Annotated in this window: 13 protein-coding genes; 4 read left to right on the top strand and 9 right to left on the bottom strand. The window is 70.3% G+C overall.

Annotation, left to right across the window (positions count from 1 at the left end; translation table 11 throughout):
* Positions 1–2 precede the first annotated feature (2 nt).
* The 6 genes from Val02_RS15115 to Val02_RS15090 are packed head-to-tail and all read right to left on the bottom strand — an operon-like array spanning position 3 to position 7,124.
* Positions 3–1,622, bottom strand: coding sequence for a long-chain fatty acid--CoA ligase (locus tag Val02_RS15115; RefSeq protein ID WP_203899677.1), 1,620 nt, complete (start codon positions 1,620–1,622; stop codon positions 3–5).
* Positions 1,622–2,494 (bottom strand): SMP-30/gluconolactonase/LRE family protein, encoded by an 873-nt coding sequence (locus Val02_RS15110; RefSeq protein WP_203899676.1) that lies wholly within the window; start codon positions 2,492–2,494, stop codon positions 1,622–1,624. Before Val02_RS15110 ends, Val02_RS15115 begins: the two co-directional genes overlap by 1 nt.
* A gap of 10 nt (positions 2,495–2,504) precedes the next feature.
* The gene (locus Val02_RS15105) at positions 2,505–3,524 is read right to left on the bottom strand and encodes an ABC transporter permease (RefSeq protein ID WP_203899675.1); all 1,020 of its coding nucleotides are present in this window, start codon (positions 3,522–3,524) and stop codon (positions 2,505–2,507) included.
* Positions 3,524–4,510 carry an ABC transporter permease gene (locus Val02_RS15100; RefSeq protein ID WP_203899674.1) on the bottom strand — a complete coding sequence of 329 codons (987 nt, stop codon included), beginning with the start codon at positions 4,508–4,510 and terminating at the stop codon, positions 3,524–3,526. The genes Val02_RS15105 and Val02_RS15100 overlap by 1 nt, the downstream gene beginning before the upstream one ends.
* Complete coding sequence (locus tag Val02_RS15095) at positions 4,507–6,051, bottom strand: sugar ABC transporter ATP-binding protein (protein WP_203899673.1); 1,545 nt, start codon at positions 6,049–6,051, stop codon at positions 4,507–4,509. The genes Val02_RS15100 and Val02_RS15095 overlap by 4 nt, the downstream gene beginning before the upstream one ends.
* Positions 6,048–7,124, bottom strand: a complete 1,077-nt coding sequence (locus tag Val02_RS15090) for a sugar ABC transporter substrate-binding protein (RefSeq protein WP_203899672.1) — start codon at positions 7,122–7,124, stop codon at positions 6,048–6,050. The genes Val02_RS15095 and Val02_RS15090 overlap by 4 nt, the downstream gene beginning before the upstream one ends.
* Positions 7,125–7,278: 154 nt before the next feature.
* Here Val02_RS15090 and Val02_RS15085 point away from each other — a divergent pair, with 154 nt between their 5' ends.
* Positions 7,279–9,087: a helix-turn-helix domain-containing protein gene (locus tag Val02_RS15085; protein ID WP_203899671.1), complete on the top strand. Its 1,809-nt coding sequence runs from the start codon at positions 7,279–7,281 to the stop codon at positions 9,085–9,087.
* A 29-nt stretch (positions 9,088–9,116) separates the two neighbouring features.
* On the opposite strand, the gene Val02_RS15080 is transcribed toward Val02_RS15085, so the two are convergent.
* On the bottom strand, positions 9,117–9,542 hold the full coding sequence (locus Val02_RS15080) for a hypothetical protein (protein WP_203899670.1): 426 nt from the start codon (positions 9,540–9,542) through the stop codon (positions 9,117–9,119).
* A 76-nt stretch (positions 9,543–9,618) separates the two neighbouring features.
* Between Val02_RS15080 and Val02_RS15075 the strand changes: the two genes are divergently transcribed.
* The 3 genes from Val02_RS15075 to Val02_RS15065 all read left to right on the top strand — a co-directional run bounded on the left by Val02_RS15075 (position 9,619) and on the right by Val02_RS15065 (position 13,946).
* Positions 9,619–11,877 (top strand): LuxR C-terminal-related transcriptional regulator, encoded by a 2,259-nt coding sequence (locus Val02_RS15075; protein ID WP_203899669.1) that lies wholly within the window; start codon positions 9,619–9,621, stop codon positions 11,875–11,877.
* Positions 11,878–11,975: 98 nt separating this feature from the next.
* Positions 11,976–13,373, top strand: coding sequence for an NAD(P)-binding protein (locus tag Val02_RS15070; RefSeq protein WP_203899668.1), 1,398 nt, complete (start codon positions 11,976–11,978; stop codon positions 13,371–13,373).
* Between the two features lie 39 nt (positions 13,374–13,412).
* Positions 13,413–13,946 carry a DUF1990 domain-containing protein gene (locus Val02_RS15065; RefSeq protein WP_239152934.1) on the top strand — a complete coding sequence of 178 codons (534 nt, stop codon included), beginning with the start codon at positions 13,413–13,415 and terminating at the stop codon, positions 13,944–13,946.
* Positions 13,947–13,961: 15 nt separating this feature from the next.
* On the opposite strand, the gene Val02_RS15060 is transcribed toward Val02_RS15065, so the two are convergent.
* Positions 13,962–14,354, bottom strand: coding sequence for a response regulator (locus Val02_RS15060; RefSeq protein WP_203899667.1), 393 nt, complete (start codon positions 14,352–14,354; stop codon positions 13,962–13,964).
* Positions 14,351–16,288: an ATP-binding protein gene (locus Val02_RS15055; protein ID WP_203899666.1), complete on the bottom strand. Its 1,938-nt coding sequence runs from the start codon at positions 16,286–16,288 to the stop codon at positions 14,351–14,353. The genes Val02_RS15060 and Val02_RS15055 overlap by 4 nt, the downstream gene beginning before the upstream one ends.
* Between the last annotated feature and the right edge of the window lie 167 nt (positions 16,289–16,455).

The following is a 16,455-nucleotide window of genomic DNA, read 5'->3' as shown; positions in this document are numbered from 1 at the left end:
TCTCAGCGTGAATCGCCCGGCGAGTCGGCGAAGCGCTGGCGGAGCGCTTGTTTCGACCACTTGCCGGTGGCGGTTTTCGGGATTTCGCTCATCATTTCGATGCGCTCGGGGATCCACCACGACGCGACACGGCCACGGAGGTGCGCACGAACATCCTCCGCCGTGAGGTCCACCCCCGGGTGCGGAACGACGCAGGCCAGCGGGCGTTCACCCCAGTGCGCGTCGGCGACGCCGATGACCGCCGCCTCCTGGACCCGCGGATCGGACATGACCGCGTTCTCGAGCAGCACCGACGAGATCCACTCGCCGCCCGACTTCACCAGGTCCTTCGTGCGGTCGACGATGCGCAGATAGCCCCGTTCGTCGATCGTCGCCACGTCACCTGTGCGCAGCCAGCCGTCCGCGGTGAACGCGTCCGTCGCGGCGTCGCTGCCGAAGTAGGCCCCGGCGATCGTCGCCCCCGCGACCTGCAGTTCCCCTTGGCTGCTGCCGTCGCGGGGCTGCTCGACGCCGTCGGCGACGACGCGTATCTCGGTCAGCGGCACCGCCGGTCCCGGGCTGCCGAGCAGCAGCCGTCGCGCCTCGCGGTCCATGCCGGCGTGGTGCGTCGCCAGGCGGGAGGTGGTGACGACCGGGCTGGTCTCGGTCATGCCCCACGCGTTCGTCAGGGGGATCCCGATGGCGTTCTCGTAGGTGCTGGAGAGCGCGTCGTCGACGGCGCCGCCACCGCACGCGATGTGGCGCAGGCTGCTGAGGTCGTGATCGGCCAGCATCGGGATGAGGCTGCGCCAGACGGTCGCGACGGCGGCGCTGAACGTGGCCCGGTGCCGCGACAGCAGGGAGACGAGTTCCTTCGGGGCCATGGCGGTGCCGGGCAGCAGCAGGTCGGAGCCGGACAGCATCACGGCGTAGGGGAGTCCCCACGCGTTGACGTGGAACATGGACACGATCGGTGCCACCACGTCGTTCTCGCTGAGCGCGAAGACGTCCGCACCCAGCAGGAGCAGGCTGTGCAGCACGACGGACCGGTGGCTGTAGAGGACACCCTTCGGGTTGCCGGTCGTCCCGGAGGTGTAGCACAGCGACGCCGCCGCGTACTCGTCGGTGACGACGTCGTCGAGGGGTCCGTCCGCCTCCCGGTCCAGAAGCGTTTCATAGTCGAGGATTCGCGGGTCGTCGGGGATCGGCATGTCACCGCCGTCGTCCATCACGACGATGTACCGGACTTTGTGGAACGAGGGGACCAGCGGCCAGATCACCGGCAGGATGCTGCGGTCGACGAACAGGATGTCGTCCGCGGCGTCGTTCACGATGAACGTGATCTGCTCGCTGAAGAGCCGGTGGTTGATCGTGTGCAGGATCCGGCCGGCGCTCGGGACGGCGACGTACAGCTCCACGTGGCGATGGCTGTTCCAGGCGAAGGTGCCGACCCGCGCGCCGGCCGGCACGCCGAGGCTTTCGAGGACCCGGGTCAACCGGCGGATGCGGGGTGCGACCTCGTTCCAGGTCAGCACGGTCTCGACGGCCCCGCCGGTGATGATCCGCTTGTGCCCGAAATTGCTCTCGACCCGCGGCAGCAACGCCGAAATGGTCAGCGGGCGATCCTGCATCAGGCCGCGCATCACGAGCGGTTCTCCTTGTCGCTGTCGGGCCGTCGCCCGGGGATGTCCACCTCGACGGCTTCGATCCGCCCGGCCCGCCCGGTGGTCTCGGTCGGCTGCCAGCTGTTCGAGGTGAGCAGGAAGAGCGTGGTGCCGTTCGGGCCGCCGAGCACGCAGTCGGTGGCGCAGCGCCCGTCGACCTCGATCGTGCGGGTGAGCCGTCCGCCGGCCTCGACCCGCAGGAATTGCGACGTCGCGATGGAGGACACCCACACGCCACCGGCCTCGTCCACGCAGATCCCGTCGGGGGTCGAGCCCGGTGGCAGTTCGGCCCAGACCCGCTTGCCGGTCAGCGCGCCGCGCTCGTCGATGTCGAACGCGCTCAGCCGGGCCGCCCAGGTCTCGGCGACCACCAGGGTCGAGGTGCCGGGCAGGATGACCATGCCGTTCGGAAAGACCATGTCGTCCTCGACGCACGCGGCCCGGCCGTCGGCGTCGATCCGGAAGATCGGGCCCGGCTGTCGCGGGGCGTCGGCGTAGAGGTCGTACCCGAAGCCGCCCAGGAACGTTCGTCCGGTGTCGTCGGTGACCAGGTCGTTGATGGGTGCCGCGGTGAGGCCCGAGACGTCGGAGAAGACGCTGAGGCGGCCGTCCGGGCCCAGCCGGCGCACCTTGCGGTCGATCATGCAGCTCACGAGCAGGGAACCGTCGGGCAGCCACCCCAGGCCGGAGGGCTGGTCGTCGACGGCCGCGACCTCCTCGATGCTCCTGGCGACCGGGTTCGCCTTGAACACCTGACCGGTGTGCATGTCGGAGAACCACAGGTGGTCGTCGTGCCAGCGGGCACCTTCCGGAAACCGGAGATCCGAGAAGAGCAGGGACAGCTCGGACATGACACGCTCCTTAGATCTGACGGTGCGGCGGAGTGCCCGCCCGTGACGGACGCGCGCTTTCGAACCGGAGGCGGGCCCGCTGCCGGATGAGCGCGCTGTGCAGGTCGGGAGCGTCGATGACGACGATCGTCCCGAGCAGGCCGGCGTAGAACAGTTGGGTGACGTACAGCGGAAGCGCCGCGACCGTGACGATCTCCGCGAGCAGCGCGACCGCCAGGATGCCGCCGAGCAGCCCCAGGGTGTTTCCGCGGCCACCGGCCAGCGAGACCCCGCCGAGCAGGGCGGCGGCGGTGGCGACGATCAACGGCTGCACGCCCGGATCGGGATTCGCCGAACCCAGGCTGAAGCTCAGCAGCGAGCCGCCGAGCGCGGACAGCACGCCGGAGGCCACGAACGTGCCCACGACCAGGCGGCCGACCCGAACGCCTGCGACCCGGCTGGCCCGCCGGTCGCCGCCGATCGCCCGGAGTTCACGGCCCCACCGCGTGTACGTGAGCACGACGGCGGCGATGCCGAACAGCCCGAGGGTGATCAGGCTGCGCGGTGAGAAGTACGTCAGCACCGTCTGGTCGACCCACAGGGTCACCGACACGTTCGAGTACGTCTTCGTGAGCCCGCCGGAGAGCGCACTGGTGAGCCCGAGCAGCGCGATGTAGGTCGCCAGGGTGACCGGCATGGAGGGCAGCTTCAGGCCGGCGATGACGCAGCCCTGTACCAGGCCGATGACCGCTCCGGCGCCCACCGCCGCGAGGAGTCCGTAGGCGAAGTTCTCCTGGCCGGCCTGCACGGTCAGCATGCCGCCGAGCGCGTACGTCCCCACCACGGAGAGGTCGAACTCCCCGGCGATCATCGTCAGCCCCAGGGCGAGCGCGATGGGCCCGAGCCGCGCGAAGATCTGGAACGTGTTGTAGACGTCGAACGCGCTGATGTCCGAGTCGGTGTACGTCGGGATCAGTGCGAACGCGATGACGGTGATGCCCAGCGCCGTCAGCGGCAGCAGCGTCTCGGGCCGTCGGAGCGCCTGGGACATCACGCCTGCCTTCCCTTCGCGCGCAGGTGCACGATGACGACGACGAACAGCACGATGAGTCCCTTGACCATGATCTGGACGCCGGTCGAGTAACCGCGCAGCAGGAGAATGTCCGAGACGGCCGCGATCAGCACCGCGCCGGCGAGCGTCCGTAGCGCGGAGCCGCGCCCGCCCGAGATCGGTGTGCCGCCGGCGAGGACCGCGGCGATCGCGTCGAAGGTGAGCGTGCCGCCGAGGTTGACGTTCGCCGAGGTATTGAAGGCTGCGGTGAACGCCGCGGTGACGGCGAACAGCGCGCCCGCCGCGAGCCAGGCCACCACGGTCGTCCGGCCCACCGGCAGGCCCGCGGCCCGCGCGGCGGGGCGGTTCTCGCCGATCAGGTACAGCGACCGCCCGAAGCCGGTCCGGCGCAGGACCCACTCGACGACCAGCGCCATCACGATCAGCACGTAGACGCTCAGCGCCACGCCGCCGGGTGTCGCGTTCAGAACGTCGTAGCCGGTGCCGGTGGGGGAGACCGTCGTGCCGCCGCTGACGCCGGTGGCCACCCCGGTGATCGCGAAGCTCGCCGCGATGGTGAGGACCACCGGGTTGGCCGCGGCGTAGCCGACGACGGCGCCCTGGAGGCCCGTGATGACGGTCCCGCACACGACGGCGATGACGAACGCCGGCAGCAGCCCCAGCGACTGCGCCGACAGGAAGACCATGCCGGCGACCGCCACGGTCTGCGACACGGCGAGCGAGACCGCCGATCCGCCGATGGTGATCAGCGTGAGCCCGAGCGCCGCGATGCCGACCAGGCTGGCCGACGTCAGGATCGCCTTGGCGTTGGCGAGCGTCACGAAGCGATGGGTGGACAGGCCCATGACGATCGCGGCGAGCACGGCGAGGACCACGATCGCGGTGATGGCGACGTCGGTCCGCGACCGCCGCGATTGGTGCGGTGCTTCCGCGTCGAGGCGGGAAGGGGTGGCCAGAAGGTTCACCGGGGTACCTCCGCCACGGTCGCCGCGCCGTGCGTCATCTCCCGCAGCAGCACGGCGCCCGCCGTCTCGCCCTCGTGCCGCTGCACGACCACGCCCTTGTGCATGGTGACCACGACGTCGGCGAGATCCAGCAGTTCCTCGAGTTCGGTCGAACTGAACAGCACCGCCATTCCCCTCCTCGCGGCATCCCGGAGCAGCGCGTGGATCGCCGCGCGGCCGCCGACGTCGACACCCCGGGTCGGATCGTCGAGCAGCAGGACGCGAACGTCGTCCCGGCCGAGGCACCGCCCGACGAAGACCTTCTGCTGGTTGCCGCCGCTCAACGAGCCCACGCTGTGCCCGGCCCGCCGGCCGTCGAGACCGCACAGTTCGACGAGTCCGGCCAGCGTGGCCGTCCAGCGGCGGCGGTTGATGACGCCGAACCGGGTGACGTGCGGCAGGCGCGTGGCGAGCAGGTTCCAGCTCACCGGCTTGTCCAGGAACAGCCCTTCGGCCTTGCGGTCGTTCGACACGAACGCGATCCCGGCGCCGGCCGACGCGGCCGGATGGCCGGGGCGAACGGCGACCCCGTCGACCCTCACCTCCGCGGTGGCCGCCGGGACGAGGCCCGCGATCGCGCGCAGCACGTCGGAGGCGCCGGAGCCCAGCTGCCCGGCCACGGCACACACCTGGCCGGCGCGCAGCGTGATGTCGAAGGCGTCGACCCGGCCGGGAACGGAGAGCCCGGACACGGTCAGCACGTCGGCGTCGCCGCCGCGGTCGTCGCCGGAGCGCGGGTCGAGCCGGTGCGGCGCCTCGCCGAGCATCTGGACGATGAGCGAGTCGATCGTCAGCTCCGCGACCGGGGTCGTCGCCACGACGGCGCCGTCGCGCATCACCGTGACGTTGTGGCAGAGGCCGAGTACCTCACCGAGCCGGTGCGAGACGAACAGGACGGCACAACCGGCCGCCGCGACGTTGCGAACGGCGGCGTACACGTAGTCGCTCTCGACATCGCTGAGCGTGGCCGTCGGCTCGTCGAGGATGACGAGTCTCGCCTCCTGGCCGAGGGCGCGCGCGATCTCGATCAGCTGCCGCTCGCCCATGCTCAGTTCGGACACCCGCCGGTCGAGCCCGATGTCGCCGAGGCCGAGGCTGTCCAGCAGGGTGCGGAACCGCCGGCCGGAGGAGCGCCGTCGGTTGACCCAGCCGACCCGCAGGTCGCCGAGCATGAGGTTCTCGGCGACCGTCAGTGCCGGGACGACGCTGAGTTCCTGGTCGACCAGGGCGACGCCGCTGCGCTGTGCCGCCTGCCTGCTGCGCAGGTCGCGCACCTCACCCGCGATGCGGATCTCGCCGTCGTCCGGGATCTCCTGTCCGGACAGCATCTTCACGACCGTGCTCTTGCCGGCGCCGTTGTGGCCGCACAGCGCGTGGATCTCGCCGGGAGCGATGCTGAAGGACGCGCCCCGCACGGCCCGCGTACTACCGAAGCTCTTGACGAGACCGTCCACGCGAACCAGCGGTTCGTCGGTCCGCGTGGACGGCATCGGAGCACTCATGCCTTGCTGCACTGCGCGGCGTAACGGTCGACGTTCTGGGCGGTCACCCGTTCCTCTTTGACGAGTTCCTTCTTCGGCGGGTTCTCGCCGTTGAAGTAGCGGATCACGTAGCCGGCGGTCTGCTCGGCGATCGTTCCGGGGTCCTCGGTGGCGGTGCCGTAGAGGGTGCCGGCCTTGATCGCGTCGATGCCGACCTTGAAGCAGTTGCTGCCGGTGACGATGACGCCGTTCTTGCCGCCGACCTCACAGCCGGCCTGCTTGGCCGCCGCGACGATCGGAAGCGCCATGTAGTCAGCCATGCCGTACGCGCCCTGGATGCCCGCGCAGCCGTACTTGGCGAAGAGCTGCGTGGCGATCTTGCCGGAGAGCGTCGGATCCCAGTTGCCGTCCTGGTTGTCGATGACCTTGTACCCCGGCGTCTTGGCGAGCTCGGCGTCGAACCCCTTCATCCGGTCCTGGGCGGCGAAACCCGACTTGGTGCCGGTGATGACGATGAGGTTGCCGGACTCCTTGCCCTGCGCCTTCAGGCCCTCGACGAGGTTCTGCGCCGCGGCGATCCCGAGCGCCTCGCTGTCGGAGAGGACCTGCATGACGTCGCCGTCGACGGACGGGTCGGGCCGGCCGTCGTACACGAGCACCGGGATGTTCGCCTGCTTCGCCTTCTTGATCGGCACGACCATCGACGAGGTGTCCAGCAGCGCGGCCACGATCAGGTCCGGCTTGTTGGAAATGGCCTGGTTGAAGTTGGTCACGGCGGTGCCGGGATCCATCGTGGTGAGGTCCACGACCTTCGCGCCGGCCGACTCGAGCTTCCCGATGAACACGGTGTTGAAGTAGGCGCCCCACGGGTTGTCTTTGCCGTAGCCGACGAAGTTGATCGTCTTGCCCTTGACGCCGCCGCTACCCGAGGTGCCGGATTTGCCGTCGGCTGAGCCCTCTCCGCACGCGCCGGCGAGAAGGGCGACGCCCGCCATGACCGCGGCGAGTGCCATCGTCGCCCGGATGCGGCGACCCGAAGCGGTAAGTGTGTGCACCGACGCCGGGAGCGGGTGCACGATATGAGACCTGACCATAGGAGACTCCCGGTTTGCGCAGTGCATGTGGCGTGTGTCACATACCTATTTCGGAGAAACCTAGGTCGACCGGCGCGCACCGGTGAGAGATATTTGCTCCACCGTTTCACGTAAGGCGGTGGAGGCTTTCTCCACCCGGGAATGGGGCTGAGCGATGACCGACGGGCCCGAACTTCGAACGTCCAGCCCCAATCTCGCCTCTTACCGCATCCGGCGCGAGCGCGAACTCGGTTCGCTGTACGCGACGGCCCGTGCGCTGACCGCGCTCGGCGAACTCGACGCCGTGCTGGACTCGATCGTTCGCGAGGCACACGAACTGATCGGCACCGATTTCACGTACCTGTCGCTGCTCGGCGCCGACGGGCAGCTCACGCTCAAGGCGTCGGAGGGGACCATCTCCCCGTCGTTCAACCAGGCCAGGGTGCCCGCCGGAACGGGCGTCGGCGGCCGGGTCATCGCCACGGGCGCCCCGGCCTGGGTGAGCAATTACCTGCAGACCCAGGACGTCCCGCACGACCGGACGTTCGACGATCTGGTGGTGCCGGAGGGCATGGTCGCCCTGCTCGGCGTTCCCCTCCTGGTGGGGCAGGAGGTCATCGGTGTGCTGTTCGCCGCGGACCGCACCGAGCGGCCGTTCGAACACGACGAGGTGGCGCTGCTCAGCGCGTTCGCCGACCACGCCGCCATCGCACTCAACAACGCGCGCCTATATGACGAAAGTCGTTCGGCCCTCAAGCAGCTGCAATCCGCGTTTCTCACCATCGAACGTCAGGTCGCGATGATGGAACGCGCCCAGTCGGTCCATGAATCGCTCACCCGCGTGGTCCTGAAAGGCGGCGACGCGAACGAGATCGCCCGACTGCTGGTCGATCACCTGCGGGGCGCGGTCACCGTTTTCGACCGCGCCGGCGCCGTCATCGCACAATGTTCGCCCGATGCCGGCCTGATCGACCCGCTGACCTCGCCGCCGTCGCGGCGGACGTCACCCGACGCGGTCGAACAGGCCCGCCAGTCCGGCAGATGGGCGACCACCACCGACGGCACCGGCCTCTGGCACAGCGCGGCCGCCATTCAGGCCGGCGACACCCATCTGGGCGCGCTCCTGCTGACGCGCGGCGAGGAGCCCGCACCGGTCGACATCCGCATGTTGGAACGCGCCGCCCAGATCATGGGCCTGCTGATCCTGAAGGAGACCGCGGTCGCCGAGGCGGAGGAAAGGGTCAGCGGCGAACTGCTCACCGAACTTCTGGTGTCCGGCCCGCCGGTGACCCCGAACCAGCGTGCGCGGGCTCATGCGCGGGGCGTCGACATCACCCAGTTGAATGTCATCGTCGTCGCGAAATCGGCGACCCGGTCCGCCTCGCAGATCGGTCGCCGTCTTCATGCGATGTCGTCGGAATGGAGAGGTCTCGCGGGGGAACACCTGGGCCGCGCCACGCTTCTCGCCACCGCCGCCGATCCTTCTCAACTCGCGGAAACGGTGCACAGCCGGCTCCGCCGAGAACTCGGATCGGAGGTGCGGGTCGTCGCGGAACGGGTCACCGACGAAAACTGGGGACGCGCGTTCGAACTCGCCGGCAAGTGCTGCGATCTCATGCAGAGCCTCGGGGTGACGGACCGGGGATCGACAGCCGAACGCTACGCGATGTTCGCCCTGCTGTTCGACACGGAGCGCGGAGAGGACCTCGATCGATTCCTGGTCGACTCGCTGGGGCCGCTGCTGACCTACGACCGCCGGCGATCGACGCAGCTCGTGGCCACCCTCTCGGCCTACTTCGGCAACGTCGGCAACCTCACCCGCACGGCCGGCGCGCTGCACATCCACATGAACACGCTGCTCAAGCGTCTCGACCGGATCAGCAGTGTGCTCGGCGAGGGGTGGCGCAGCCCGGACCGTGCCCTGCAACTCCAGGTGGCGCTGCGGCTGCACGACCTACGCAGTCAGATCGACGCACAGCCCTGAACCGGCCGCAGCGCCGATCCTGGACATCCTCAGCGCCACCGCTCGGCCGGGGTGTGCAGGTACCGCCGGAAGGCGTACGGCCACGGCACCACCGCCAGGAAGATGACGACGAGAAGGCACGAGGCCGTGTACCCCCACGTCTCGTCGTCCATCGAACCGGAGAGCCATGCGGGCAGGGCCACCGCGCCCAGCCAGATCAGCTTCCAGGCCGACTCGAACAGGAGCAGCGGGAGCATCGCCACGGGGTGGCGCAGGCCGACGAATGCCATGAGCGACAACCCCGCCAGGATGCAGTACACGAGGCTCTCCGTACCTCGCCAGGACGAGTCGTGGGCCACGATGACGGGCCACGTCTCGAACGCAAGGCCGAACGCCAGCAGGGAGTATCCGAAGCGCAGCGCGTACAGGCGCGGCAGGGTCAGATCGGCGTCTTTCACCAGGGTGTCCGTGGTCATGGGCCAACCGTAGGAAAGAACGCGCTCGACGCTCATCAGTGGAAGTACGGAGCCGGTACTGAGCTACCGTCTTGGCGTGGCCACCCGCAGTCGACGACCGGGCAACCTCCCCGCCGAGGCCACGAGCTTCGTCGGCCGCCGCCGTGAGCTGGCCGAGGCGAGGAAGAAGCTGACCGACGGGCGTCTGGTGAGCCTGGTCGGGCCCGGTGGGGTGGGCAAGACGCGCCTCGCGGTCCGTCTCGCCACCGAGCTCGTCCGCGGGTTCCGGGACGGCGCCTGGCTGGTCGAACTCGGCAAGCTGCGCGATCCGGCCCTGGTGACCCACGCCGCGATGGCGGCCCTCGACCTGCGCGACCAGGCCGCCGCCGAACCGCGTGAACTGCTGCTCCGCCACCTCCGCGACGCCGAACTGCTGCTCGTCGTCGACAACTGCGAACACCTGCTCGACGCCGCCGCCGGGCTGATCGGCGAGGTGCTCCGGGCGGCGCCGGCGGTTCGGGTGATCGCCACCAGCCAGGCGCCGCTGCGGGCCGTCGGGGAACACGTGCTGCCGGTGCCACCGCTGGCGCTCCCGGCGGACGATCCGCTGGAACGCCTGCGCGAGAACGAAGCGGTCCGGCTCTTCGTCGAGCGCGCGGTGGCGGCGTCGGGCGACTTCGAGCTGACCGACGCCAACCGGACGGCCGTGGCGGACCTGTGCCGGCGCCTCGACGGGTTGCCCCTGGCGATCGAACTGGCGGCGGTCCGGACCCGGGCGCTGGCCCCCGCACAGATCCTCGACCGGCTGCACGACCGGTTCGCGCTGCTCGCCAACGGCACCAGGGCGGCCCTGCCCCGCCACGAGACGCTGCGCACGACCGTCGAGTGGAGCTACGACCAGCTGACTGCGGCCGAACAGACGCTGCTGTCCCGGCTTTCGGTGTTCGCCGGCCGGTTCACGCTCGACGACGTCGAGGCGGTGTGCTGCTTCGGTGAGGTGCCGGCGGAGCAGAGCGTCGAACTGGTGTCCTCGCTGGTCGACAAGTCGCTGGTGCAACGGGAGCCCGCCGCGGGCTCGGCCGTCTATCGCCTGCACGAGACCATGCGCGAGTACGCCGGTTCGACCCGTTCCCCGGACGGCCTCGAACACCGCTGGGCGGATCACTACCTGCAACGATGCGCACGATTCGGTGCCGAGGGCCGTTATCGGCTGGTGGAGTGGCTGACCTGGATCGAACCGGAGATCGACAACGTCCGGGCGCTGCTGCGGGCGTCCTCCGACGACGGGCGCGGCGTCGCCCTGGCCACCAGCCTGATCTGGTACTGGGTCACCCGCGCCACGACCGAGGGCGTGCGGTGGCTCGACGAACTGGCACCCGCGGTGGCGTCGCCGTGGACCTACTTCGCCCGGGGATTCCTGGCCGTGCTGCAGAGCGACCCGGTCGTCGCCGTGCCGGTGTTGGAACGTGGCATCCTCGCCGCGCGCGCGGCCGGGCAGCCGGACGTCCTGTGCCAGCTGCTCGCGATGGCGGCGATCGCGGCGCACATGGCAGGCGACCGTCCCGCAGCCGTTCGGCTGCTCGACGAGGCGGCAGCCCTGTCCGCCGGCCGGGACGACGTCGGCGCCGCGCTGATGGTGCACCAGGCGCGGACCCTCAACGCACTCGGCGACGGCGATCTGGAGACCGCCCGTGCCGCGGCAGCCGACGGCGCGCGGCTCAGTCGCCGGGCCGGCGACCTGTACAGCCTCACGTGGATGCTGCTGAACCAGGGCTTCGCCGCGCTGCGAAGCGGTGACGCCGGCGAGGCGGAGCGTCGGTTCGTCGAGGCGTTGCCGATCGCCCGCCGGATAGACGACCGGGTCGCGCAGTGTTATCTGCTCGGCGGCCTCGGCGCGTGCGCCGCGTCGGTTCGCGACCCGCGGCGTGCGGCCCAGCTGCTCGGGGCCATGGACGGGCTGCGCGTCGAGGTCGGTGCGATCGTCAACAGCGCAATGGCGCCGGCGCTGTCGTCGGCGACCGAATCGGCGCTGGCGGCTCTCGGCCCGGCGCGGTTCGAGTCGTCGCTGCGCGAGGGCCTGCGGATGAGCCGTGCCGACGCGCTGCGGCTGGCGCTGCGCGAGGTGGCCGCCCCGACCCCGAACGGTCCGTTGACACAGCGCGAGAAGGACATCGCCCGGCTGGTGGCCGAGGGGCTGAGCAACAAGGACGTCGGCGCGCGGCTGTTCATCTCCGAACGCACGGTCGAGAGCCACGTGCGCAACATCCTGAACAAGCTGGGCTTCCGGTCGCGCACCCAGATCGCGAGCTGGGCCGCCGTTCCGGAAAGCCGGGGCGCGGGATCGCCGTATCCATAAGGGAACCAGGAGAGCATCGCGCCCGATCGACCGATGTGCCGTCGACCCGACCTAGGCTGGCCGACAGTGATCTTCACGGCCGCGGGGCGAGGACAGGGGTGACCACGATCAGGACCGACTATCTCGTGGTGGGTGCGGGAGCCACCGGAATGGCGTTCACCGATTCCGTCATCACGCACTCCGACGCCGACGTGGTGATCGTCGACCGACGCGACCGGCCCGGCGGGCACTGGAACGACGCGTACCCCTTCGTGCGGCTGCATCAGCCCTCGGCGTACTACGGCGTCAACTCCCGCCCCCTCGGCGCGGACGCGATCGACCCGCACGGCCCGAACGCCGGACTGTACGAGCGGGCGGGCGGAGCGGCGGTGCGGGACTACTTCGACCGCGTTCTGGACGAGCAGCTGATCCCGTCCGGGCGGGTCCGGTTCCTGGGAATGCACGACTACGAGCGGGACGCCGAGGGGCGCCATCGCGTCGTCTCGCGGCTGACCGGGGCCGTTCACGAGATCACGGTCGACAGGAGCGTCGTGGACGCGGCCTACCTCCGACCGAACATCCCCGCCACGCACACGCCGGCGTTCCACGTCGACGCGGGGGTGCGGATCGTGCCGGTCAACGGCCTGGCCGCGCAGGGCGAACCGAGTGCGGCGTACACCGTCCTCGGCGCCGGCAAGACGGCGATGGACGCCTGCCAGTGGCTGCTCGAGCACGGCGTCGACCCCGATCGCATCCGCTGGATCAGGCCCCGCGACGGGTGGCTCTACGACCGCGCCCACATGCAGCCGCTGGGCCTGCTCCCGTCCCTGATGAACGCGCTGTCCCACGAACTGGAGAGCCTCGCGCACGCGGACTCGGTCGAGGACCTGTTCCGCCGCCTGGAGCGCAGCGGCCGGCTGCTGCGGCTCGACCCGCAGGTCACGCCCACCATGTTCCACTGCGCCACCGTCAGCCAACGCGAACTCGCCGACCTGCGACGCATCCGCGACGTGGTGCGGCTCGGACGGGTGCGGCGCATCGAGCGGGACAAGGTGGTCCTCGAACACGGGTCGATCCCGAGCGACGACGGGCACCTCTACGTCGACTGCACCGCCTCCGGCCTCGGCCGCGCGCCCGCCAAGCCGATCTTCGAGGCGGACCGGATCACGCCGCAGATGGTGCGAGGCTGCCAGCCGACCTTCAACGCCGCCCTCGTCGGCTACGTCGAGGCGACCCGGGACGACGTCGACGACAAGAACCGGCTCTGTCCGGTGAATCCCCTTCCCGACGCGGCGCGCGACTGGCTGCGGCTGCTCGCGATGGACGTCGCGGTGACCCGGACGTGGGCCGGCGAGCCGGACCTGAAGAAGTGGCTCGAGGAGTCCCGCCTCAACATCATGCGGGGCGCGCGGAGCCACGCCGAGGATCCGTTGATGCGGCAGGCGGTCGAACGCCGACAGCGGTTCGCCGAGCCGGGGTTGCGCCGCCTCCACGAACTGCTCCACGGCGCCGAATGACGCATCGCTCGAACCCCCGGGGAGGCTAGCGTCGGGGGAGTGGGACGCACACTCGCCGAACTGGCCGCCGCACCGTTGACGTACCGCGAGGTCGGTGCCACCCGCGACGGCGCCCTCCCGGCCGGCTACGGCCACGTGCGGCGTGACGTGGTGATCGGCCACGGCGTCGAGGCCTTCGCGCGCGCCGCGGACGGACTCCTCGGCTGGCGGATGCACCGCGCGGCGGGGCTGGACTGCCGCGCCTCCGCGCCGCGCGCCGCCACCGGGGTGGTCGTGCTGCTGCGCACCGGTCCGCGCCCGCTGCTCCTGAACGTCCCGTGCCGCGTGGTCCACACGGTCGAGGAGCCGACCCGCCGGGGGTTCGCCTACGGAACCCTGCCCGGCCACCCGGAGCGGGGCGAGGAGGCGTTCGAGGTGGTGCTCGCCGAGGACGGTGAGGTGCGGTTCCGGATCCGCGCGTTCAGCCGCCCGGCGACCCTGCTGGCGCGGGCCTGTGGGCCGCTGACCCGGCTGGCCCAGCGGTACGTGACGAACCGCTACGTCCGGGCGATGCGCACCATCGCAAGTGGATGATCGGCCGTCGGCGGCTCACGCCGCGAGGGCGCCGTCGACGAGACGCAACAGGTCGGTCACCTCGTAGGGTTTGGTCAGAAAGAATCGTGCCCCGCCGGCGAGCATCCGGTGCTGGATCGCCGGGTCGATGTTGGCGCTGATGACGATGACCGGGATGGCCCGGGTGGCGGGGTTGGCGCGGAGCCCCGCGAGGACCTGCTCTCCGTTGATGTCCGGGAGTTCGAGGTCGAGCAGGACGAGGTCCGGCTGTAGCCGTTCGGCGCTGGACAGTCCGGAGCGACCGTCCGGGGCGGTGTCCAGCACGACGCCGGGCCGGGCACTCAGAATCCGGTCGACGAGGAACGTGTTGACGGGATTGTCCTCGATGTAGAGCACGTTGCCGGCTACGTGGCCGCTGTCGGCGTTCATGTGATGGCGGTGGCGGCGTCGGCGTGCGCGTCCAGGACGGATCTGACCTTCTCGGTTAGCGCGGAAGCGGTGAACGGCTTGTCGAGGAATGCGATGATCATGTTCTCCTCGGTGGGGGTGAGTGCGCCACGGGTGTACGCCGACGTGAAGATCACCGGCAGGCCCGGCCGCAGTTCGGTGAGCCGGTCGGCGAGTTGCTGGCCGTTCATTCCCGGCATGACGACGTCGGTCAGCAAGAGGTCGATGCGGCTGTGCGCAGCGGCCACCGCCAGGGCGTCCTCGCCGTTGACGCCGATCAGCACGCGATATCCGGCGGTCGTCAGGATCCGTTCGGTGAGCTGTCGAACGGCGGGGTCGTCCTCGACGAGCAGGATCGTCTCGGTCCCCACGGTGAGCCGCTTCGGCTCGACGGCCTCGACCGGTGCGGCGGCAGCGGCCGCCGTCGCGGGCAGGTAGATCCCGAACGTGGTGCCCGCACCGGGCCGGGAATCGACCCGAATGTACCCGCCGGCCCCGGTGACGATGCCGTACACGGTGGCCAGTCCCAGGCCGGTGCCCTTGCCCTGGTCCTTCGTGGTGAAGAACGGTTCGAAGATGCGGGCGGCGACCTCGGCCGTCATGCCGCAACCGGTGTCCGTGACGGTGATCGACACGTAGTCGCCTGGTTTGGCGGCCAGTCCCTCGACCCGGCCGGCGTCGAGAACGACCCGGTCGGTGTGGATGGTAAGGGTCCCGCCGCCCGGCATCGCATCGCGCGCGTTGATCGCCAGATTGACGAGAACCTGCTCCAGCTGGCCCGCGTCGGCCCGCACCGGGACCGGCGTCGCCGAGGCGGTGACGACGAGGTCGACATCCTCCCGGATGAGTCGTCGCAGGAGGCCCTCCACCCCGGCGACCACGACGGCGACGTCGACGACCTGAGGGCGGGCGGTCTGGGCGCGGGCGAACGTCAGGAGTTGCCGGGTCAGTCCGCTGGCACGGGCGGACGCCTCACGGATCATGACGAGGTCACGGGTCGTCGCCTCGTCGGCCCCGGCGATCAGCAAGGCGGCGTATCCGTCGATGACGGTCAGCAGGTTGTTGAAGTCGTGGGCGATGCCCCCGGCGAGCTGACCCACCGCGTCGAGCTTCTGCGCCTGATGCAGCTGCGCCTCGATGCTCTTCTGCTCGGTCACGTCGGTCACCATCGCGAGGGCGCCGCCGGTGTTGTCGACGTGGCCGACCCGTGCGGTCAGGGCGACCCGGGCCCACACCACCCGACCGTCACGGGCGTGCAGACCGACCTCGAACCGCGCCCTCCCGCTGCCGCGCGCGTCGGCCAGCGCCTGCACGAAGACGGGGCGATCGGCCACCGCCACGAGGTCCGCCATCGACGTGTCCGGCAGGTCGCCCGGTGGATGGTCCACCATCTCCGCGAACCGGTCGTTGGCGTAGCCGATCCGGCCGTCGTTGTCGAGAAGGACCACGCCCTCGCTCGTGGTCTCCACTATCTCGCGGTATCGCTGCTCACTGGCGCGCAGCGTGGCCTCCGCGGCCTGCCGCAGCCGGAGATCCTCGAACACGGCCGCGCCGCGCACCAACGCCGGGAACCGGCTGCGCAACGTCCAGTACCACACCGCCAGCGCAGCGGTCACCGTGTCCCAGCCGGCGGCGTGGAAGTCCATGCCGAACGCCATCCGCATCGCCGTTCCCGCCTGCATGTCCCAGCCGAGGTAGGGAAGCAAGAGGTGCACCGTGTGGGAGCCGTGGTGCACCGCGCAGCTGAAGAAGATCGACGCGGTCGCCAAACCGAGCGGATTGTTCCGCCACTGCCGGGACTGCCACAGTCCCCGCCCGATCGCGAACGAGATTCCGAGGTACGCCGCCAGGATGACCGCGTTGGCCAACGCCGTGAGCTGCCACCAGAACGCGACTGACTCGCCACTTCCGTGCATACCGATACCTCAGCGCTCACTCGGTGGCGACAGGTGATGGGTGCGAGAAAGCAGTTTCTCGGCAACGGACTGAGCTGGTGCTCGCGCGCGTCGTGCTTTGCCATCGGGTGTGGCCGCATACCTCGCTCGCTCTGCCCCATGCTGGAACGCCGACAACGCAACGGCAC

Source organism: Virgisporangium aliadipatigenens, assembly GCF_016863615.1.
Lineage (GTDB): Bacteria > Actinomycetota > Actinomycetes > Mycobacteriales > Micromonosporaceae > Virgisporangium > Virgisporangium aliadipatigenens.
This window is presented reverse-complemented; position numbering and strand designations above follow the sequence as displayed.

Bases quoted from the DNA above. Each gene is read 5' to 3' on its own strand.
- Val02_RS15115 (WP_203899677.1), bottom strand. From the start codon at position 1,622: ATGCGCGGCCTGATGCAGGATCGCCCGCTGACCATTTCGGCGTTGCTG.
- Val02_RS15110 (WP_203899676.1), bottom strand. From the start codon at position 2,494: ATGTCCGAGCTGTCCCTGCTCTTCTCGGATCTCCGGTTTCCGGAAGGT.
- Val02_RS15105 (WP_203899675.1), bottom strand. From the start codon at position 3,524: ATGTCCCAGGCGCTCCGACGGCCCGAGACGCTGCTGCCGCTGACGGCG.
- Val02_RS15095 (WP_203899673.1), bottom strand. From the start codon at position 6,051: ATGAGTGCTCCGATGCCGTCCACGCGGACCGACGAACCGCTGGTTCGC.
- Val02_RS15090 (WP_203899672.1), bottom strand. From the start codon at position 7,124: ATGGTCAGGTCTCATATCGTGCACCCGCTCCCGGCGTCGGTGCACACA.
- Val02_RS15085 (WP_203899671.1), top strand. From the start codon at position 7,279: ATGACCGACGGGCCCGAACTTCGAACGTCCAGCCCCAATCTCGCCTCT.
- Val02_RS15080 (WP_203899670.1), bottom strand. From the start codon at position 9,542: ATGACCACGGACACCCTGGTGAAAGACGCCGATCTGACCCTGCCGCGC.
- Val02_RS15060 (WP_203899667.1), bottom strand. From the start codon at position 14,354: ATGAACGCCGACAGCGGCCACGTAGCCGGCAACGTGCTCTACATCGAG.
- Val02_RS15055 (WP_203899666.1), bottom strand. From the start codon at position 16,288: ATGCACGGAAGTGGCGAGTCAGTCGCGTTCTGGTGGCAGCTCACGGCG.